This is a genomic window from Rhodococcus sp. 14-2470-1a (assembly GCF_002259425.1).
GTDB classification, from domain to species: Bacteria; Actinomycetota; Actinomycetes; order Mycobacteriales; family Mycobacteriaceae; genus Rhodococcoides; species Rhodococcoides fascians_E.
In genome coordinates, this window is record NZ_NPFZ01000029.1 from 189128 (window position 1) to 208391 (window position 19264).

Below are 19264 nucleotides of genomic sequence, written 5' to 3' on the forward strand. Positions count from 1 at the left end.
AGAGGTCACACCGTCGTCGGGACGGCCGCTGCCTCTCTCTTGGTGAGTCCGAGCTTTTCGGTGGGGACTCGGAACGTTTCGCGCGAGGTTGCGACGATGGTGATGTTGATGGCACAGAAGACCGCCGTCACCACAGCCACCGGGAACCACGCTCCGATTCCGTCGCCGGCGATCGCGCTGGCGATGGTGGGTGCGAAACCTGCAATGGCGAAGCCGATCTGGGTGCCGATCGCCGTTCCGGACAGTCGGACCTTGGCGGGGAACATCTCGCCGTAGAACGCGGGCCAGACGCCGCCGGTGGCACTGTGGACGATGCCGAACATCACGATGCCGAATGCGAAGATCAGGAGGTAGTTTCCGGTCGAGATGGACCAGAGGTACCCGAACATCAGAACCGCGCAGCCGGTGGAACCGAAGATGAAGACGGGCTTGCGTCCGATACGGTCGGAAAGGGCACCGAAGAACGGAAGGGCGAACAGCGCAGCAACATTGGCGAGCACTCCGACCCAGAGCATCGGCGTGCGTTCCAGCCCTACCGTGTTCACCGCGTAGGACAGCGCGTAGACGCTGAAAATAGTACTGACAGAGGCGATCACGGCAGCGAACACGACGCGCAGCACTGCACGCCAGTGATCGGTGAGCAGAACCGAGAGCGGCATCTTCGGCTGTTCGCCGGTGGCGACCTCCTCTTCGAACACCGGGGTCTCGTCGAGCGAGCGGCGGATGAGGAATGCGGCGAGAACAACGAATGCGCTGAGGAAGAACGGGATTCGCCAACCCCAGGACAGGAGCTGGTCCTCGGGAAGCATGGCGACGGGGAGGAAGACGGCCGTTGCGAGGATCTGTCCACCCTGGGTGCCGCTCAGGGTGAAGCTGGTGAAGAACGCGCGGCGGTTGTCCGGGCTGTGCTCGAGAGTCATGGAGTTCGCGCCTGCTTGCTCACCGCCGGCCGAGAAGCCCTGGCACAGACGGAGAACGACGAGGATGATCGGGGCCGCGATGCCGATGGTCTCGTAGGAGGGGAGCAGGCCGACGCCGAGGGTAGCGACGCCCATCAGCAGGACGGTGGCAACGAGCACTCGTTTTCGGCCGTACTGATCTCCGATGTGCCCGAGGACGAGTGCGCCGAGTGGGCGGGCGAGGTAGCCGACGCCGAACGTCGCCAGGGCGAGCAGCGTACCGGTGGCAGCGCTCGAGCTGGGGAAGAACACTCGACCGAACACCAATGCGGCGGCGGTGCCGTAGATGAAGAAGTCGTAGTACTCGAGTGCGCTGCCCACCCAGGCTGCGGTGGCCGCGCGCTTCGGGTTGGCCGTGGCCCGCCCACCGGCGGGGTCGGGATGCTGCGTCACGGGATCGCTCATCTTCGGTCTCTCTTCGCGTGAAGGGGGAGTACACAAGGTCGACGGAGCCGGGTTCATCCCGATCGGACCGTAATGTACTAAACGGTTAAAACTGGGCGTCACTAGATACTGAACGTGACCCGGGCCACGTGTCAAGCCCTGATGCGGTATGGCCTACATGTTCGTGATACGAACACCGGCAGAGAGGTCGAAACTAGACCTCGGTCGAGGTCAGAAAAGCAATGATCATGTCGCCCAACATTCTCCGCAGATGCTCACGGTGCGCGGGGGCGGTGAGGTCGCGCCCGAACAGTGCTTCGAAGGTGTACCGGTTGGAGAGTCTGAACACGCAGAAGCTGCTGATGGCCATGTGCACGTCGAGAGCATCGACGTCGGTTCGGAACAATCCATCGGCCTGGCCTCGCGTCAGGATGCTCTCGAGCAGCTCGGCCGCAGGGTTGCCCAGGTTGCTCAGTGCCTCGGATTTGCTGATGTGCTCACCGCGAAGAATGTTCTCGGTGGACACCAATCGGATGAAATCCGGATTGTGTTCGTGGTGATCGAACGTGAGCGACGCGATCGCCCGAATCGCGTCGGTGGGGGAGAGTCCCTCGGTGTCGAGCTCACGTTCGCGGGCGCGGATCGCGCTGTAGGAACGTTCGAGTACCGCCTGGTAGAGGCGCTCTTTGTCGGTGAAGTAGTAGTAGATCATCCGCTTCGTCGTGTGCGTCCGCTCGGCGATCTCGTCGACACGTGCTCCCGCGTATCCCTTGTCCGCGAATTCGCTGGTGGCGACGTCGAGGATGTTGCTGCGCGTCAGATCGCTGTTTCGCCTGCGTTTGGGGCCCTCCGCGCTCGTTCTTGCTGGAGCGGAGTCGCTTCCCGGGCGCGTGGACGTCATGATCCGAAACTCTATCCCTGCAAAAAATCGTTCACGAAGTGTGGGGTAGCGGACATTCTCGTAGTACGCTCGAATAACTCACTAGTTCGTACATTACGAACGCACGCACAATCGAGGGAGTCCGGAAGTGGACGATTCACTGGTCTGCGGTCTGATCGGCACGGGCATCGGCAGGTCGCTGACCCCGGCGATGCACGAACGAGAGGGTGCCGCGCACGGCCTGCGCTACGTCTACCGCATCGTCGACCTCGACGCCGTCGGCGCGACCCCCGACGACCTGGCACGTCTGGTCGACACAGCTGCCGACCTCGGTTTCCGTGGCCTCAACATCACCCATCCGTGCAAGCAGATCGTCATCGATCACCTCGACGAACTGTCCGACGATGCGGCCAGGCTCGGGGCAGTGAACACGGTTCTGTTCGACGGTGGCAAGAAGATCGGTCACAACACCGACTGGTCGGGGTTCGGTCGAAGCTTCGAACTCGGTCTGGCCGGGGCGTCGACCCGGGACGTGGTCCTGCTCGGAGCAGGCGGTGCGGGAGCGGCGGTGGCGTACGCGATGGCCGAAGCAGGCGCTGGGCAGGTCACCGTGGTCGACGCCGACGGAGAGAGGGCGCGCGCCCTGTTGTCGTCGATGCAGGCAGTGTTCCCCGGAACAACGTTCGCCGCGGCTGCGCCGGCCGACCTTTCGCGACTGCTGTCCGCTGCCGACGGAATCGTGCACGCGACACCGGTCGGGATGGCCGCACATCCCGGTATCGCGTTCGATCCGGCGCTGTTGCGACCGGACCACTGGGTGGCCGAGGTCGTCTACCGCCCTGCGGAGACCGAACTGTTGGCCGCCGCCGCGGCACGTGGATGCCGGACGCTGGCGGGGACGGGTATGGCAGTGCACCAGGCAGCCGACGCGTTCGAGATCTTCACCGGCAGAGCGGCCGACGCCGACCGCATGTCCGCGCACATGCGTGAGCTGATCTTGCTGGAGGAAGAGTCGGCACTGACCGGAGTGTCGTCGTGACCGCCCCGCGCACGTCCGTGGCCACGGTGTCGCTCAGCGGGTCGTTGCGAGAGAAGATGACGGCCATCGCCGACGCGGGATTCGACGGATTCGAGGTCTTCGAGGCCGACTTGATCGCGTCGCCGTTCTCACCGTCCGACATAGCGAAACAGGCAGCCGATCTCGGGTTGAGCGTCGACCTGTACCAACCGTTCCGCGACCTGGACAGCGCCGACGACCGTCGATATCAGCGCAATCTCGGTCGGCTGCAGCGCAAGTTCGACGTGATGGAGCAACTCGGGTGCGATCTGCTTCTGGTCTGCTCGTCGCCGCTGCCCGGCGCGGTGACCGAGGACGAGCGCCTCGTCGAACAACTGCTCGGGGCCGCGGACATCGCGCAGGAACGCGGAATGCGGCTGGCGTACGAAGCATTGGCGTGGGGAACCCACGTCAACACCTACCGCCATGCCTGGGACGTCGTGCGGCGCGCCGATCACGACGCGCTCGGCACGTGCCTGGACAGCTTCCACATCCTGTCCCGCGGTGACGACCCGGCCGGCATCCCCGACATTCCGGGGGAGAAGATCTTCTTCCTGCAGCTGGCCGACGCGCCGCGGTTGAAGATGGATGTGCTGCAGTGGTCGAGGCATCACCGGTGCTTCCCGGGGCAGGGCAATTTCGACCTCCCCGAATTCGGCTCCCGAGTGGTCGATTCCGGGTATGCCGGCCCGTGGTCCCTGGAGATCTTCAACGACGTGTTCCGCGAATCCGCCACCGGCCGCACTGCCGCCGACGCTCACCGATCGCTGCTGTACCTGCAGGAGAAAGTGGCCGAGCGCCGATCGCCGACCTCGTCGACGCTGTTCGAGGCGCCGGCAGCGGGACCGATCGAGAACATCGTGTCCTTGCGCGTTGCCGCAGGTCCCGTCGAGGCGGGTGGACTCGGCCGGACCCTGCGTCATCTCGGGTTCGACATGACCGCCGCGCACAGTCGTCACGGTCTGCAGTTGTTCACGCAGGGTCCGCTCGCCGTCGCCGTGGACACCACCGTCGACAGTCTCTGGACGTCGCCCGGGGTGCCCGCGCATCTGCCCGCCGTGGCCCAGATCGGGGTGCGCAGCGACGACCCGGCCCAGTGGCAGACCCGGGCCCGAGCATTCGGTGTCTCCGCCGACTCGGTCTCGATGCCCGGCGTCGCCGGAACCGATCACGATGTTGTCAGAATGAGCGTCACCGACGCGACATCACTCGATCTTCGCAGTCGCGCGAGCGCGGGGGCGTGGCAGTCCGCATTCGATCTCGTTCCACGACAGCCGGATTCCCCCGCCGCTCCTATCGTCGAGTCGGTCGACCACATCGCCCTTGCCGTACCGGCAGACAGTTGGGACGGCATCATGCTGTTGCTGAGGTCGGTGTTCGGCATGACCCCGCACGAGGGCCAGGATGTGGTCGACGCCGTCGGCACCGTCCGTAGCCAAGCTCTGACGCTGCCGACGCAGAACGGTGTCGTTCGGCTCTCGCTGAACATGGTTCCCGGTCGGTCGTCGTCGACGGACACGCTCCCGGCGGCACGGCGAGGCGGAGTGAGCCACGTGGGATTCGCGTGTGCCGATGTGCTGAGCGCCGCCGAGCAGATGACGGCGCGCGGGTTCGGATCGCTGCGAATATCGCCGAACTACTACCTCGACCTCGCTGCACGGTTCGATCTGGATCTCGAACTGCTGGCGCAGCTCGAGAAGCACGGAATCCTCTACGACGCAGACGGTTCGGGCGGCGAGTTCTTCCACTTCTTCACCCCCGTGGTGGGGGAGGATCTCTTCTTCGAGGTGTGCGAACGCCGAGGTGGGTACGACGGTTACGGCGAGGTCAACTCGGCAGTGCGGCTCGCGGCCCAGCTGCAGAGGTGAGGTGACGGACGTGGGATGGACGCTCCCATCCCACGTCCGAGGTCGGTCAACCGATGCGTTCGAATACTGCGGCGAGGCCTTGACCGCCACCGATGCACATTGTTTCGAGACCGTACCGCGCTTGTCGACGGTTCATCTCGCGCAGCAGGGTGGCGAGGATCCGTCCGCCGGTAGCGCCGACGGGGTGGCCCAGCGAGATCCCCGAACCGTTGGGGTTGAGCCGGGGGTCGTCGGGCTCGATTCCCCACGTGCGCAGTACTGCGAGGGTTTGTGCGGCGAACGCTTCGTTGAGTTCGACGACGTCCATGTCGGCGAGGGTGAGTCCGACACGGCCGAGTGCCTTCTCGGCGGCGGGCACCGGCCCGATGCCCATGGTGCGCGGTGGCACGCCGGCCACGGCCCAGCTGACGAGCTTGGCCATGGGCCGCAGACCCAGTGCCGCGGCCTTCTCCGGTGTCGTGACGATGGCGAGCGCTGCCCCGTCGTTCTGCCCGCTGGCGTTGCCCGCGGTCACCGTCGAGTCCGGATCGATCTTTCCTCGGATGGGGCGCAGTGTGGACAGCGTCTCGACGCTGGTGTCCGCGCGGGGGTGTTCGTCGGAGTCGACGACCAGCGCGTCACCTGTGCGCTTCGGTACCGAGACCCCGACGATCTCCTCGGCGAAGACGCCGTTCTTCTGCGCGGCAACGGCCTTGTGATGCGACAGCACGGCCAGTTCGTCCTGGTCGCGTCGACTGATCGAGAACTCGGCACGAAGATTCTCGGCCGTTTCGATCATGCCGCCCGGAACCGGAAAGTTCTTTCCGCCTGCGGTGACACGTGCGCGGGCGAGTCGATCGGACAGGGCCACGGCTTCTGCCTTGACTCCCCAGCGCATCCCCGTTGCGTAGAACTCCGCTTGGCTCATGCTTTCCACCCCGCCCGCGAGGACGAGGTCACTGCCTCCGGACTGTACCTGCATGCACGCCTGGAGAACGGCCTGCAACCCGGACCCGCATCGACGGTCGATCTGCTGACCGGGGACCTCGATTCCCAGTCCGGCGTCCAGCGCGGCAACCCGTCCGATTGCGGGGGCGTCACCGTTGGGCGATGCCTGGCCGAGGATGACGTCGTCGACGTCCGATCCCGATATGCCGGTGCGCGTGACGAGTTCGGTGATCACCGTTGCCGCCAGCGATTCGGGCGTGACATCGCGAAAGACACCGCCGAATCGGCCGATGGGGGTGCGGAGAGGTTCGCAGACGACGGCGTCAGGCATGACGACTTCCTTTGTGATCGGTGGACTGTGATTGCACGCGGTAGAGATCTGTTTCGATCGCCGCCGTCGCGCGCAGCAGAGCGGGCAACAGATGTTCGCGTACGGCGTCCGCGCTGTGGCGGGCAGCTTGAGTGGAGACATTCGCAGCCGCGACGACGTCGCCGGCGTGATCCCGTACCGGGGCCGCGATCGACCGCAGACCTTCCTCCAGTTCCTGGTCGACGAGGCAGTACCCCTGCGCGCGTACGGAATCGAGCTCTGCGCGCAACGACGAAACATCGGTGATGGTGCGGCCGGTGAGAGGGCTCAGCTCCACCCGGCGCAAGTAGGCGTCGAGTTTGTCCTCGGGCAACCCGGCGAGCAGGACGCGCCCCATCGACGTCGCGAACGCCGGGAAGCGAGTGCCGATGGTGATGGCAACGGTCATGATTCGGCTGACCGGAACACGGGCGACGTACACGACGTCGTCACCGTCGAGGATCGACACCGACGACGACTCGCGGACCTGCTCGGCGAGAGCTTCGAGGTGTGGGCCCGCGACGTCCGGCAACGACAGCGAGGACAGGTAGCTGTACCCCAACTCGAGGACGCGAGGAGTGAGCCAGAACATCGAGCCGTCGCTGCGCACGTACCCCAGTTCCACGAGCGTGAGCAGAAACCTTCGCGCCGTCGCCCTGGTCAGATCGGTCGTCTTCGCGACATCCGACAACGTACGGCGCGGATGCTCGGCATCGAAGGCACGGATCACGGCGAGTCCACGGGCGAGAGATTGCACGTAGTCCGGCGACGGACCCTGCTGCTCGCCCGAACCGGGTTGGGTCATGTCGTCTCCGATCCCGTGTGTTCGGCCAGTGCCGTGTTGGCCAGCGCGAACGCCGCATTGCTGTTCGGCACGCCCGCGTACACCGCAGTGTGGAGGAAGACCTCGGCCATCTCGTCGGGATCCAATCCTGCCCGCAGGGCCGCCTTGATGTGCATGTCCAACTCGTGCTGATTGCCCACGGCGGTCAGAATGGCGAGTGTCAGCAGACGTCGGGTGCGGTGGTCGAGACCGTCGCGGGTCCAGACGTCGCCCCACGCGGTGCGGGTGATGAAATCCTGGAACGGCGCAGTGAACGCAGTGGTGCGCTCGATGCTGGCATCCACGTGTGCGTCGCCGAGTACCGCTCGCCGCACGTGCATTCCCGCTCGATGCGCCGCTGCACGGCCTGCGTCGTACGTGTCGCCGACGATGTGTCGCACGATCAATCGCGTGATGTGTCCCGCTTGTTCGACGTTCGCCAGATGCGCGGCGCCGGGGAGGACATGGAAGTCCGAGCGCGCGATACCGTCGGCGAGCACCTGCATGTCCGACGGCGTCGTTGCCGGGTCCTGCTCACCTGCCACCACCAGGGTGGGCGCACTGATTCGGCCGAGGTCTGCGCGGTTGTCCCACTGCGACAACGCTTCACACGCTGCGGCATAGCCTTCGTCGGACGTGGACGAGATCATCGATCGGTGACGCGCCGCGAATTCACCGTCGCGAGCGATCAGTTCAGCGGTGAACCACCGGGCCAGTACGGTGTCCGCCAGCGAATCGGTCCCCGTCGCGCGCGCAGTTGCCGCGCGGTCGATCCAGGACTGCGGGTCTCCGAAGCGAGCAGACGTGCACAGCAGGGTGAGGCCGAGGACCCGCGCCGGGCGGTGCACGGCGATCCATTGTGCGATCGCGCCGCCGAGCGAGAGGCCGACCAGATGCACTCGGTCCCGCCCGAGCGAATCCATGACGGCCAGAACGTCCTCGGCCATGTCGCCGACCGAGTAGGGGCCGTCGGGTACAGGTGACGAACCGTGACCGCGAAGGTCGACGGCGATGACGTCGGCGAACTCGACCAGACCCGCCACCTGCGGGTCCCACATCGAGCGGTCCGACCCGAGCGATCCGACGAGCACCACTGTGGTGCCGCGGTTCTCGGTTCCGGGTACGAGGTCGTAGGACAGGTCGACGGTCATGCTGTTCCTTCGTGTCGAGCTCGGACCAGGTCGAGTACACGATCGACGATGTCGCCGGCATGGCCGAGATAGCCTGCCGGGTCCAGCAGTTCACGTACTTCGGCGGGTTCGAGGAATGCGGTGATGGAGGAATCGGATTCGAGGGGAAGGCCGGACGCGCATGCGGCGGTGACGATGGATCGTGCGTCGTCGGTGTGGGCCGCGAGTGCCGTGGTGACTCGTTCGGCGAGCAGAAGTCCGTGCGTGGCGGCGAGGTTACGGGCCATCGCGTCGGGATTCGCGCGTAGACCGGACATGCTCACCGCCAATCGGTCGGCGGCACCCGCAGTCAGTCGAAGCAAGTCCGTCAGTGTCTCCCATTCCGCATGCCACGCCCCCGATGCACGTTGGTGATCGTGCGCCATCGCGGACAGAATCGTCGACACGAGGCCCGGCACCCGAACGGATGCTGCCCGTGCGGCGACGGCGGCGACGGGGTTCTGCTTGTGCGGCATGGCCGAAGAGGCGCCAGGGGCGGCTTCGGAGACCTCGGCGACCTCGGTGGACGCGAGGAGCGTGATGTCGAGAGCAGGCTTGCCGATGGCCCCCGCCGCGATCCCGAGGGCGGACGCGATCTCGCCGATCCGGGTCCGGTCGGTGTGCCAGGGAATGGTCTGCCGAGCGAGGCCCAACTGGTCGGCGAGAGAGTCGGCCACCTCGAAGCCGTGAGGGAACACGGCCGCCGACGTGCCTGCAGCACCGCCGAACTGGACCGACGCGGACGCCTCGACCCGGGCCAGATCGTCGTCGGCTCGCAGGAGGCCTGCCGTCCAACTCGCGGCAACGGCACCGAACGTCGTCGGAAGTGCCTGTTGGCCGAGAGTTCTCGCTGCAACCGGCGTGTCGCGATGTCGACGCGCGAGAGCGGCCCCCGCGGCGACGGCGTCGGCGAGGGATTCACGCACTGCAGCGAGAACGCGTGAGGTGAGAAGCATGAGAGCGGTGTCGACGATGTCCTGGCTGGTTGCTCCGGGATGAACCGCGCTGCCGGGGACGCCGTGCTCGGCCGCCGCCGCGCGCAGCAGTTTCACCAGCGGGATGACCGGATTGCCCCCGGCGGCGGACAGCGCACCGAGGTGCACGATGTCCACTGCTCCTGGTCGCCTAAGCTCGGACGCGACCTCGGTCACCTGTGCGGCATGCGCCGACTCGACGACGCCGTGCTCGGCGGCCGCACGTGACAGCGCCGCCTCGGTGTCCAGCATCGCCGTCACCCAGGCCTGGTCCGATACCAACGCAGCAGCGGCGGCAGCACCGAACGTGGGATCGAACAACGGTCCTCGCGTGGTGGTCATGACTCGCTTTCGTTCGTCACAGCTCGAAGAACGGAGTTTCGTCGCCGTTCGGGTTCTCGTCCTGAAGTACCACATTCAGGTGATATCCGGTGGGAGTCGCCGTCGCGACGAGCTTCGCGGCCTGGCGCGCGTCCAACCCCGACAACACCGGATCCGACGCGTTGGCCTCGGTCTCGTCGGGGAAGTAGAGGCGGGTGACGAGTCGCTCGAGCACGCCGCGAGCAAAGATGCCGACGTCGATGTGCGGGGCCTCGATCATGTCGTTCTCGGCGGGGAGGGCGCCAGGTTTGACGGTGTGGACAGTTGCGGTGCCGGTCGCGTCCGCGACAGCTCGGCCGAACCCGCGGAAACCCGCCGGAGTCGGTGTCCGGCGGCCACGTGGGTCGTCGGCGTGATCGAACCGGCCCGACGCATCCGCCTGCCACGTCTCGATCATCGCGTCGGCCAGCGGCGTGCGATTGCCGTCGAGGACGGTCACCGAGATGTCCACGGAGCCTGCGGTGCCCGCCGGAACCACGTCTGGCCCGTCCGGCCACGGCAACCCGATGTGCAGGTAGGGTCCGACGGTCTGCGAGGGTGTCTGGCCGAACGGGACCGTCGTGAAGTTGCTTCCCGGCGCAACCGGGTATCGAGGGGCAAGGGCGCCGCTGTCGGACACAGGCTCAGTCATCGTGGTCGTCCCCTTCGAACGGAGTGGCATTGCGTCCGCGAAGAACGATGTCGAATCGGAAACCCAATGCCCAGTTGTCCTGCGTCGCTTCGTAATCGAACGCGCTGATCATGCGGGCCCTGGCATCCTCGGGCGCCGAGTTGAAGATCGGGTCCTGGAAGAACATCGGATCGTCCGGGAAGTACATCTGCGTGACGAGGCGCTGCGTGAACGCCTGGCCGAACAGCGAGAAGTGAATGTGCGCCGGTCGCCACGCGTTGTGGTGGTTGCCCCACGGGTAGGCGCCCGGCTTGATCGTCGTGAAGCGGTAGTTGCCTGCCGAGTCGGTCAGCACTCGGCCGACGCCGTCGAAATGGGGGTCGAGTGGAGCGGGCCAGGTGTCACCGGCGTGACGATATCGTCCGCCTGCGTTGGCCTGCCATACCTCGACGAGTGTGTCAGGCACGGCTTTCCCGTCACTGTCGAGCACTCTGCCGTGCACGATGATGCGTTGTCCTTGCGCCTCGCCGCCGTTCACGAGGGTCAGGTCGGCGTCCGCGGCCGTGACCCGTCCTTCGCCGAGCACCGGTCCGGTGATCTCGGTGAGGCGTTGGGGCAGAAGGATCAATGGTTGCTTGGGGTGACGCAGTGCGGTGGTGCGGTACTCGGCGAAATCACGCGGCGCGTTGACGCCGGTCTGGTCGCGGTACGGGCCGGCCGGGTCGACGGTGATCGAGTGGTTCGGCGGTAGAGGGAGCATCGGTGGTTCCTCACGGGAAAGTTACGTGACGGTGCGCGGCGACCGCATGTTCGTGATGTGGACTTCTCGCCGCTATGCGAACGATCGTAGACCGCCGGTAGTGGGCCAGGCAACAAAAACAGCCCAAAATGTTCGCATGGTGGCGAGGTGTTCACACAGCGCACATTTTTGGGTATGGTCGGCGGCATGATGGACAAAGTGGTGGCGAGTGCCTCCGAAGCCGTTGCCGACATGCCCGACGGGGCGTCCGTCGCCGTCGGAGGATTCGGACTGGTCGGGGTCCCGGAGATCTTGATCGACGCGGTGCTGCAGCAGGGAGCAACCGACCTCGAGGTCGTCAGCAACAACTGCGGCACAGACGGATTCGGTCTGGGAATCCTGCTGGAGAAACGACGCATCCGTCGAACGATCAGCTCCTACGTCGGCTCCAACAAGGAGTTCGCCCGCCAGTATCTGGCCGGTGAACTCGAGGTCGAACTGACGCCGCAGGGAACGCTCGCGGAAAGGTTGCGGGCCGGGGGAGCGGGCATCCCGGCGTTCTTCACGCCCGCCGGCGTCGGAACGCAGGTCGCCGACGGTGGTCTGCCACTCCGGTACGACGGCAGCGGCGGAATCGCGGTGGCGAGTCCGCCCAAGGAGACGCGCGAGTTCGACGGGGTCACCTACGTCATGGAACGCGGCATCGTCGCCGACTACGCGCTGGTCCACGCGTGGAAGGGCGACCGGCACGGCAACCTGGTCTTCCACGCCAGCGCCAGAAACTTCAATCCTCCGGCCGCGGCCTCGGGTCGCGTCACCATCGCGCAGGTCGAGCACCTCGTCGAGCCGGGCGAGATCGCCCCCGACGACGTCCACACGCCCGGGATCCACGTCCAACGAGTGGTGCACGTCGGGCCGGTACACGTAGGAATCGAGCAGCGGACGGTGCGATCATGACTTCCCCGAAACTGACGCGTGAGCAGATGGCTGCTCGTGTGGCCCAGGAACTGAACGACGGTGAATACGTCAACCTCGGCATCGGTATGCCCACCCTCGTGCCGAACTACCTACCGACCGACATCACCGTGATCCTGCACTCCGAGAACGGGGTTCTCGGAGTCGGGCCGTACCCGACCGAGGACGAACTCGACCCCGAGATCATCAATGCGGGCAAGGAGACCATCACCGTTCTCCCCGGTGCGTCGTACTTCGATTCCTCGCAATCGTTCGGGATGATCCGCGGCGGTCAGGTGGACGTCGCCGTACTGGGCGCGATGCAGGTCAGCGCCACGGGAGACCTCGCGAACTGGATGATCCCCGGCCACATGGTCAAAGGCATGGGCGGGGCGATGGATCTGGTGCACGGAGCTCGCCGAGTCATCGTCATGATGGAGCACGTGTCGAAGAAGGGCGAGCCCAAGATCCTCGACTCCTGCACTCTTCCGCTCACCGGCGTCGGGTGCGTTCAGCGAATCATCACCGACATGGCCGTGCTCGACGTGACGGCCGACGGCTTGAGGCTCGTCGAGACGGCCCCCGGGATCACCGAGGACGAGGTGCGCGCGGCGACGGGAGCAACACTCAGCGTGTGATGCGGTGCGTGTGCGAGTACAGGTTCATGTTCTCGCCACGTAGGAACCCGACCACCGTCAGGCCCGACTCGTCGGCGAGATCCACCGCCAGCGACGACGGCGCCGACACCGCGGCCAGGACGGGTATGCCCGCCATCACTGCCTTCTGGGCGAGTTCGAACGATGCGCGGCCACTGACCATCAACACCGTGCCTGCGGCCGGGATCCGATCCTGCGACGCAGCCCAACCGACGACCTTGTCGACCGCGTTGTGACGGCCGACGTCCTCGCGCAGCGCGAGCATGGTGCCGTCCGCGTCGAAGAGACCGGCCGCGTGCAGTCCGCCGGTGGAGTCGAACACCTTCTGAGATTCACGCAGGGTCCCCGGCATCGTGGCCAGGACGGACGCCTTCACGCGGACGTCGTCGCCGGCGGGGGAGAAACGGCTCTTCAGTCGGACCGCGTCGAGCGACCCCTTGCCGCACACCCCGCACGACGACGTGGTGTAGAAGTTGCGTTCCACACCGGGTTCGGGCGGCGCGACGCCCTCGGCCAGTGTGACGTCGAGGACGTTGTAGGTGTTCTGACCCTCGTCGTCGACACCGTCGCAGTACCGTGCGACGGCGATGTCGTCTCGGCCCGAGATCACGCCTTCGGTCAACAGGAACCCGTGCGCGAGTTCCACGTCGTGGCCGGGGGTGCGCATCGTGACCGCGAGCGCGGACCCGTTCACCCTGATCTCCAGCGGTTCCTCCACGACGAGGGTGTCGGGACGGGATGACTCGTGAGAGCCGCGAATCCGGACGACCGGACGGCGAGCGGTTATACGTCCCATGAATCGATTATGCGCCTCACTCGCGAAGCGCCCGAACCAGTGACACCAGCCTGGGGTGGTCGACCAGATCGTCCACCCATACCGCCTTGCCCTTGTGATCGGCGAGTGGAATCCGCCAATTCTTGTACTGCGTCTCGTCGGTGCCGGGTTGGTTCTGAATCCGGTTCTCGCCCACGAGATCCACGAGCGCTATCCCGAGCAGGGTCGATGGACTGCGCTGAAGCAGCCGGTACAGCGCCTCCACCGTCTCCTTCTCCGCCGCGTCCGCGGCGAGAAGTCCTCGGGTCCGAGCAAGGTCGAGCACCGCCTCTCGCCCGGCGGCATCCTGCTCGATCTCCGCCTCCAGATCGCGCTCGAGCAACCCGAGACGCGAGCGGAGCGCAATATGTTCCCCGCGTAGGTATCCCACCGTCGGCGGCAGGTCGTGTGTGGTCACCGTCGTCAGGCAGAGTTCCCGGTAGTCCTCGGGCGGAATGGGGGCATCGCCGTCGTTCTCGAACCACAGGATCGAGGTGCCGAACAATCCACGCCTGCCCAGATACTCCTGCACCCGCGGCTCGAACACCCCGAGATCCTCCCCGACGACGACCGCCCCGGCCCGCTCCGCTTCGAGCACGAGGATTCCGATCAACGCTTCGTGGTCGTACTCGACGTACGCCCCGTCCGCAGCGCTCGACGACTCCTCCGGGATCCACCACAGTCGAAACAGGCCGAGGATGTGGTCCACTCGAATACCGCCCGCATGCCGAAGCACCGTCCGCAGCATGTCCCGATACGGCCCGTACGCCCGCTCTTCGAGCTCGTCCGGATTCCACGGCGGTTGGTTCCAGTTCTGTCCCTGCTGATTGAAATTGTCCGGCGGTGCGCCGACGGTCACCCCCGTGGTCAAGGCCGACCCCAAGGTCCAGGCGTCCGCCCCCTGACGGTGCACACCGACGGCCAGATCGTGCATGATCCCGATGTCCATCCCCGCGGCCGTCGCGGTGCGCTGCGCGCGTGCCAGTTGCTCGTCGCAGATCCACTGAAGCCACTTGTGGAACAGGATCTTCTCGGCGGCAGTCGTGCGGAACTCCGACGCGAACGAGGTCCCCGGGTGCGACGCCTTGTCCGCCCATACAGCGTGCTCGGGTCCGTACTTCTCCGCGAGCGCGCACCACAGGGCGAAGTCGTCGAGGCCGCCTCCCTCACGTTCGCAGAACGCGTCGAACTCCGCCTGCCGGGCCGCGGATCGCGGAACCGCGAAGATTCTTTTGGCCGATTTCAGTTTCGCCCGGAACGACGGGTCACGATCGATGCGGCCGGTCCGCTTGTTGGCCCGCGCGAACGACCGAGCGGCTTCCCTGACCTTCGCGTACTGATCCCGAGGGAGGTACGCAGTTTCCGGAATGTCCTCGATTCGGATGTACATCGGATCGAAGAAGCGTCGAGTAGTGGGGAGGTACGGCGACGCCTCGACAGGCGGAACCGGCCTCTGCGCGTGCAGCGGATTGACCAGGACGTAATCGAAATCATGGTGACGGCCGGTGATGGACGCGAGGTCGGCGAGATCGCCGTAGTCCCCGACACCCCAGGATCGATCGGATCGGAGCGAGTACAACTGCGTCATCGATCCGAGCCGCTGCCTGAACCCAGCATCATTCCTGCCGGCTCCACTCCCGCCTTCTGGGTCGTTCCTGCCGGCTCCACTCCCGCCTTCTGGGTCGTTCCTGCCGGCTCCACTCTCGCCTCGGCCCAGAAGGGCGTCGTTGGGCGACAGCCGCTGCGGCGTCGTCACGACCACGCCGCTCGCGGTCCGCTGTTCTCGGCCGTCCGGCGAGCTGACCGCCACCACGGTGTGCCAGCCGAGTGGGAGGTCGGCGGGAATCTCGAGGTCGCTCGCCCGACGAGTGATCCGTCGATCTCGCGAGGCTCCACCCAGACCTGGCGCTGGACGAGCGATCTGCGCTCCCCGAACTCCGTCTCGAGGTGCACGTCCACCGGATCACCGTGTGGAACGTGTACGGCGATCGTCGCGTCACCGTCACCCTCCACGGTGACGACGACCGGAGGAAGCATGCGACGCCACGGCAACTGCTCGAGGTCGGCCATCGCCTGCCGAACCTCCGCCTCGTCGGACGCCGAGATTCCGCGCGCAGCGAGAATTCTGCGCAGTGTGTCCTCGGATACCTCGTGCTCTCGGCGATCCCAGCCTCGGTAGGCCGTCGACACTCCACACTCACGGGCAAGATCGCGCAGCAGCGCTGTGTAGGTCACGCTCCCGATCGTGCCAGCATCCACCGCCGTCGTCATGTCCGAACGGACGGCGCACATTCGCGCGGAGGATCTCGCAGGATTGAACGTGACGGCCCCGGGTACTCTGATCGCGGCGCGCACTCGAGCTGTGTGGCCTCTATGTTCAGCCCGAGGGAAACGACAGCGATTGTTGCGAAACGATGGATAGGGAGCGCGAATGACTGGCGTCGGCAAGATCGAAGAGCTGGAACGAAATTCCGGCGCACCGGTCGAGCTGAGGGTGGTCGCGGACGCCGATCAGCTTCCAGTGGTGCGCGCGGTGGCCGAAACACTTGCGGTACTGGGTGACTTCACCCTCGACGACATCGCCGACATCAAGCTCGTCGTCGACGAGGTGTGTTCGGAGTTGATCTCCGGCGCGCTGCCGGGTGCGGAATTGTCGTGTTCGTTTCTCGTCAGCGAGGGTGGCATTCGAATCTCCACGACGTCGGTGGTGGACTCCGACCGCATTCCGCGAGGAGACAGCTTCGGCTGGCACGTGCTTCAGACCCTCACCGACTCGATCTCGCTTGCCGCGTCCTCGGTCGAGGGCGGCTCGTCGGTGGTAGTCGACGTGGTCAAGCGGAGGAGCAGCTCCTAGTGCCCGTGCCGTACGAAAAATCTACGCGGCGTCAGTCGGACGACTACAGCGAAGTCGTTCCTCTCATCCAGCAGATGCAGGCGATGGAGGATTCTCCTCAGAAGCAAGTGCTCCGCGACCGCATCATCACTCGCTGCCTACCGCTCGCCGAGCACATTGCGAGGCGCTTCGGTGGTCGAGGCGAAGCGCACGAGGATCTGCTCCAGGTCGCCCGGCTGGGTCTGGTCAACGCCGTCGACAGATTCGACATCGAGCGCGGATCCGACTTCGTCTCCTTCGCCGTCCCCACGATCATGGGTGAGGCTCGACGCTATTTCCGCGACGCGGGATGGTCGGTTCGTGTGCCACGGCGCATGAAAGAACTCAACTCGATGATCTCCGGCGCTGTCGGCACGCTGTCGCAGAAGTTGGGACGAGCCCCGACCGCGAGTGAAATCGCCGCGGAACTGGACATCGACGTCAAGGAAGCAACGCAGGCCCTGCTTGCGCGCAGTGCCTACCAGACCGTCTCCGTCGACTCCGTCGTCAGCGACGACCGCCTGCCGCTGATGGACACGTTGGGCTCCAACGATCCCGAGCTCGAGAAGATGGAAAGTTACCTGACCGTCCGGCCCGCGCTCGAGAAACTGCCGGAGCGTGAGCGGCAGATCGTGATCCTCCGGTTCTTCGGGTCCATGACGCAGACGCAGATCGCCGAGCGGATGGGCATCTCGCAAATGCACGTCTCTCGTATCCTGGCCCGGACTCTCACGCAGTTGAGGGAAGAGCTCGGACCGAGGTGATCCCACGCGTGTCCGGTCCGTAACATCGGCCGGGCATGCCTGGACTTCGATCACCGAGGAGCGCGCCCGTGCCACAGCGACCGACCGGAATCTTCGACGACCTGGATCGGTACGTCGCCGAACCGCGGGTCACCGATCTCGCCGTCGCACGCGACGGTCGTCGCGTCGTGGTCACGATCTCGCGGCCCGATTCCGCCGGGTCGAAGTACGTCGGTGCCCTCTGGGAGGTCGACGCGACCGGTGAGTCCGACGCGCGGCGCCTCACCTGGAACGACGACGGCTCGAGCGGCCCGACATTCACCGCCTCGGGTGATCTCCTGTTCACTCGTCGGGCGTCGAAGGACGACGAATCGTCGGCGATATGGTCGCTGCCTTCCGGCGGAGGTGAAGCGTACGTCGTCGCCTCACGCGGCGCCGGCTTCTCCGGCGTCGTCACGGCAACGGCCGCACCGACGTTCGTGGCGGTCTCCGCCGTGCACCCGTCGGCTCGAACCGACGCGGACGACGATCGAATCCGGTTGTTGCGCAAGGACGGCAAGATCGACGCTGTCCTGCACACCGGTTATCCGGTGCGGTACTGGGACCACGACCTCCGCCCGGCAACGCCGCACCTGTTCGCCTCCGAGGACGGCTCGCCCGTGCGTCGACTCACCGACGCGGCGGCCGGCGCGTTGCAGGAAGCGTCGTACGACATCAGTGACGACGGAAGGTTTCTGGTGTCGACGTGGACGATCGCCGGCGCCCTCGCGACGTCGCGCACCGTCCTGATTCGCATCGACCTCGACACGGGGGAGCAGCGAATCATCGTCGACGACAGCGATGCCGACCTCTCGTCGCCTGCGATCTCCCCGGACGGTACGAGGGTCGCGTTCGTGCGCGAATCTCTGTCGACCCCCGAGGATGCACCGCGAGTGTCGTTGCACGAGTACGCCTTCGCCGACGGAACCGTGACCGAATCCGCACCCGGGTGGGATCTGTGGCCGTCCGAACCGGTGTGGCTCGCCGACGGTAGCGGCGTTCTCGTGGTCGCCGACGAGAACGGACGAGCGCCGATCTTCCTGGTGTCGGGTGGCGCGGCGCGCCGGGTGACCGACACCGATTCCGCCTACACGCATGTCCATGCCGCCGCGGACGGTGTCGTGTTCGCGTTGGAGGCGTCGTATCTCGAACCAGCGCATCCCGTGCGCATCGACGTCGCGACGGGTGAGATCACCCGGCTGCGCTCGGGACTGGACGCTCCGGACCTGCCCGGAACTCTGGCCGAGATCGAGACCACCGCGGACGACGGCCACCGGCTCCGTGGCTACGTGGCTCTGCCGCACGGCGCGTCCGACGCCGAGAAAGCACCACTCCTGCTCTGGGTGCACGGCGGGCCCCTCGGATCGTGGAACACATGGTCGTGGCGGTGGAATCCGTGGCTCCTCGTCGCTCGTGGATACGCGGTCCTGCTTCCGGATCCGGCTCTGTCGACGGGCTACGGGCAGGAGTTCGTGCAGCGAGGCTGGGGACGTTGGGGCAAGGAGCCGTTCACGGACCTCATGGCCATCACGGACGCGGCCACCTCGCGCCCCGACATCGACGAGTCCAGAACCGCGGCGATGGGCGGTTCCTTCGGCGGATACATGGCCAACTGGATCGCCGGCCACACCGACAGGTTCGACGCCATCGTCACCCACGCGAGTCTGTGGGCGCTCGACCAGTTCGGTCCCACCACCGACGTCGCGTACTACTGGCAGCGCGAGATGTCCCCGGAGATGGCCGTCGAGAACTCGCCGCACCTGTTCGTCGCGGACATCTCCACACCGATGCTCGTGATCCACGGGGACAAGGACTATCGAGTGCCGGTCGGTGAAGGGCTACGCCTGTGGTACGAACTGCTCAGTGAGTCCGGACTGCCCGCCGACGACGAAGGCAGGACCGATCACCGCCTACTGTATTTCCCGTCCGAGAACCACTGGGTTCTCACGCCCCAGCACGCCAAGATCTGGTACGAGGTGGTCACGGCGTTCCTGGCGGACCACGTGCTGGGTGAGCGAATCGAGCTTCCCGAGACGTTGGGGTGAAAGGGCGCGTGGGAGCGCCCC

The 19264-nt window shown here is 66.1% G+C and carries 18 protein-coding genes; 7 read left to right on the forward strand and 11 right to left on the reverse strand.

Going from position 1 to position 19264, the window contains the following annotated elements:
* Positions 1-5: 5 nt before the first annotated feature.
* Positions 6-1364, reverse strand: coding sequence for an MFS transporter (locus CH292_RS18530; protein ID WP_019664746.1), 1359 nt, complete (start codon positions 1362-1364; stop codon positions 6-8).
* 193 nt (positions 1365-1557) lie between these two features.
* On the reverse strand, positions 1558-2244 hold the full coding sequence (locus CH292_RS18535) for a TetR/AcrR family transcriptional regulator (RefSeq protein ID WP_019664745.1): 687 nt from the start codon (positions 2242-2244) through the stop codon (positions 1558-1560).
* A gap of 127 nt (positions 2245-2371) precedes the next feature.
* Here CH292_RS18535 and CH292_RS18540 point away from each other — a divergent pair, with 127 nt between their 5' ends.
* Positions 2372-3262: a shikimate dehydrogenase gene (locus CH292_RS18540; RefSeq protein ID WP_094655422.1), complete on the forward strand. Its 891-nt coding sequence runs from the start codon at positions 2372-2374 to the stop codon at positions 3260-3262.
* Positions 3259-5148, forward strand: a complete 1890-nt coding sequence (locus tag CH292_RS18545) for a sugar phosphate isomerase/epimerase and 4-hydroxyphenylpyruvate domain-containing protein (protein WP_094655423.1) — start codon at positions 3259-3261, stop codon at positions 5146-5148. Before CH292_RS18540 ends, CH292_RS18545 begins: the two co-directional genes overlap by 4 nt.
* Before the next feature lie 46 nt (positions 5149-5194).
* Here CH292_RS18545 and CH292_RS18550 read toward each other — a convergent pair whose 3' ends face one another.
* From CH292_RS18550 to pcaH, 6 genes are read right to left on the reverse strand one after another with little or no spacing between them, the layout of a single operon-like run.
* The gene (locus CH292_RS18550; protein WP_033190428.1) at positions 5195-6406 is read right to left on the reverse strand and encodes an acetyl-CoA C-acetyltransferase; all 1212 of its coding nucleotides are present in this window, start codon (positions 6404-6406) and stop codon (positions 5195-5197) included.
* A complete protein-coding gene (locus tag CH292_RS18555) occupies positions 6399-7229 on the reverse strand; it encodes an IclR family transcriptional regulator (RefSeq protein ID WP_094626418.1) in 831 nt (276 codons plus the stop codon). The genes CH292_RS18550 and CH292_RS18555 overlap by 8 nt, the downstream gene beginning before the upstream one ends.
* Positions 7226-8398, reverse strand: a complete 1173-nt coding sequence (gene pcaD / locus CH292_RS18560; protein ID WP_094655424.1) for a 3-oxoadipate enol-lactonase — start codon at positions 8396-8398, stop codon at positions 7226-7228. The genes CH292_RS18555 and pcaD overlap by 4 nt, the downstream gene beginning before the upstream one ends.
* A complete protein-coding gene (locus CH292_RS18565; protein ID WP_037180909.1) occupies positions 8395-9732 on the reverse strand; it encodes a lyase family protein in 1338 nt (445 codons plus the stop codon). The genes pcaD and CH292_RS18565 overlap by 4 nt, the downstream gene beginning before the upstream one ends.
* A gap of 16 nt (positions 9733-9748) precedes the next feature.
* Complete coding sequence (gene pcaG / locus CH292_RS18570; RefSeq protein WP_033190431.1) at positions 9749-10402, reverse strand: protocatechuate 3,4-dioxygenase subunit alpha; 654 nt, start codon at positions 10400-10402, stop codon at positions 9749-9751.
* Positions 10395-11141 carry a protocatechuate 3,4-dioxygenase subunit beta gene (gene pcaH, locus CH292_RS18575; RefSeq protein WP_019664737.1) on the reverse strand — a complete coding sequence of 249 codons (747 nt, stop codon included), beginning with the start codon at positions 11139-11141 and terminating at the stop codon, positions 10395-10397. The genes pcaG and pcaH overlap by 8 nt, the downstream gene beginning before the upstream one ends.
* A gap of 189 nt (positions 11142-11330) precedes the next feature.
* Here pcaH and CH292_RS18580 point away from each other — a divergent pair, with 189 nt between their 5' ends.
* Positions 11331-12077, forward strand: a complete 747-nt coding sequence (locus CH292_RS18580; RefSeq protein WP_026347735.1) for a CoA transferase subunit A — start codon at positions 11331-11333, stop codon at positions 12075-12077.
* Entirely contained in the window at positions 12074-12712 is a 639-nt protein-coding gene (locus CH292_RS18585) for a CoA transferase subunit B (RefSeq protein WP_019664735.1), read from the forward strand. Before CH292_RS18580 ends, CH292_RS18585 begins: the two co-directional genes overlap by 4 nt.
* Here the strand turns inward: CH292_RS18585 and fdhD are convergent.
* The 3 genes from fdhD to CH292_RS29410 form a co-directional block, all read right to left on the reverse strand.
* Complete coding sequence (gene fdhD, locus CH292_RS18590; RefSeq protein WP_033190434.1) at positions 12702-13526, reverse strand: formate dehydrogenase accessory sulfurtransferase FdhD; 825 nt, start codon at positions 13524-13526, stop codon at positions 12702-12704. The two genes, CH292_RS18585 and fdhD, sit on opposite strands and share 11 nt — an antisense overlap.
* A gap of 16 nt (positions 13527-13542) precedes the next feature.
* Positions 13543-15132, reverse strand: coding sequence for a 4-alpha-glucanotransferase (malQ, locus tag CH292_RS18595; protein ID WP_256978282.1), 1590 nt, complete (start codon positions 15130-15132; stop codon positions 13543-13545).
* Between the two features lie 164 nt (positions 15133-15296).
* Positions 15297-15779 carry a hypothetical protein gene (locus CH292_RS29410; RefSeq protein WP_256978283.1) on the reverse strand — a complete coding sequence of 161 codons (483 nt, stop codon included), beginning with the start codon at positions 15777-15779 and terminating at the stop codon, positions 15297-15299.
* Positions 15780-15975: 196 nt separating this feature from the next.
* Between CH292_RS29410 and CH292_RS18600 the strand changes: the two genes are divergently transcribed.
* The 3 genes from CH292_RS18600 to CH292_RS18610 all read left to right on the forward strand — a co-directional run bounded on the left by CH292_RS18600 (position 15976) and on the right by CH292_RS18610 (position 19243).
* Positions 15976-16398 carry an anti-sigma factor gene (locus CH292_RS18600; RefSeq protein ID WP_094626422.1) on the forward strand — a complete coding sequence of 141 codons (423 nt, stop codon included), beginning with the start codon at positions 15976-15978 and terminating at the stop codon, positions 16396-16398.
* Positions 16399-16472: 74 nt separating this feature from the next.
* Entirely contained in the window at positions 16473-17180 is a 708-nt protein-coding gene (locus tag CH292_RS18605; RefSeq protein WP_230593920.1) for a SigB/SigF/SigG family RNA polymerase sigma factor, read from the forward strand.
* Positions 17181-17215: 35 nt separating this feature from the next.
* Positions 17216-19243: a prolyl oligopeptidase family serine peptidase gene (locus CH292_RS18610; protein WP_179277999.1), complete on the forward strand. Its 2028-nt coding sequence runs from the start codon at positions 17216-17218 to the stop codon at positions 19241-19243.
* The last annotated feature ends 21 nt before the right edge of the window (positions 19244-19264 follow it).

Bases quoted from the DNA above. Each gene is read 5' to 3' on its own strand.
- pcaG (WP_033190431.1), bottom strand. From the start codon at position 10,402: ATGACTGAGCCTGTGTCCGACAGCGGCGCCCTTGCCCCTCGATACCCG.
- CH292_RS18580 (WP_026347735.1), top strand. From the start codon at position 11,331: ATGGACAAAGTGGTGGCGAGTGCCTCCGAAGCCGTTGCCGACATGCCC.
- malQ (WP_256978282.1), bottom strand. From the start codon at position 15,132: ATGACGCAGTTGTACTCGCTCCGATCCGATCGATCCTGGGGTGTCGGG.
- CH292_RS18565 (WP_037180909.1), bottom strand. From the start codon at position 9,732: ATGACCACCACGCGAGGACCGTTGTTCGATCCCACGTTCGGTGCTGCC.
- CH292_RS18605 (WP_230593920.1), top strand. From the start codon at position 16,473: ATGCAGGCGATGGAGGATTCTCCTCAGAAGCAAGTGCTCCGCGACCGC.
- CH292_RS18585 (WP_019664735.1), top strand. From the start codon at position 12,074: ATGACTTCCCCGAAACTGACGCGTGAGCAGATGGCTGCTCGTGTGGCC.
- CH292_RS18530 (WP_019664746.1), bottom strand. From the start codon at position 1,364: ATGAGCGATCCCGTGACGCAGCATCCCGACCCCGCCGGTGGGCGGGCC.
- CH292_RS18600 (WP_094626422.1), top strand. From the start codon at position 15,976: ATGACTGGCGTCGGCAAGATCGAAGAGCTGGAACGAAATTCCGGCGCA.
- CH292_RS18535 (WP_019664745.1), bottom strand. From the start codon at position 2,244: ATGACGTCCACGCGCCCGGGAAGCGACTCCGCTCCAGCAAGAACGAGC.
- pcaD (WP_094655424.1), bottom strand. From the start codon at position 8,398: ATGACCGTCGACCTGTCCTACGACCTCGTACCCGGAACCGAGAACCGC.
- CH292_RS18555 (WP_094626418.1), bottom strand. From the start codon at position 7,229: ATGACCCAACCCGGTTCGGGCGAGCAGCAGGGTCCGTCGCCGGACTAC.
- fdhD (WP_033190434.1), bottom strand. From the start codon at position 13,526: ATGGGACGTATAACCGCTCGCCGTCCGGTCGTCCGGATTCGCGGCTCT.
- CH292_RS18550 (WP_033190428.1), bottom strand. From the start codon at position 6,406: ATGCCTGACGCCGTCGTCTGCGAACCTCTCCGCACCCCCATCGGCCGA.
- CH292_RS18610 (WP_179277999.1), top strand. From the start codon at position 17,216: ATGCCTGGACTTCGATCACCGAGGAGCGCGCCCGTGCCACAGCGACCG.
- pcaH (WP_019664737.1), bottom strand. From the start codon at position 11,141: ATGCTCCCTCTACCGCCGAACCACTCGATCACCGTCGACCCGGCCGGC.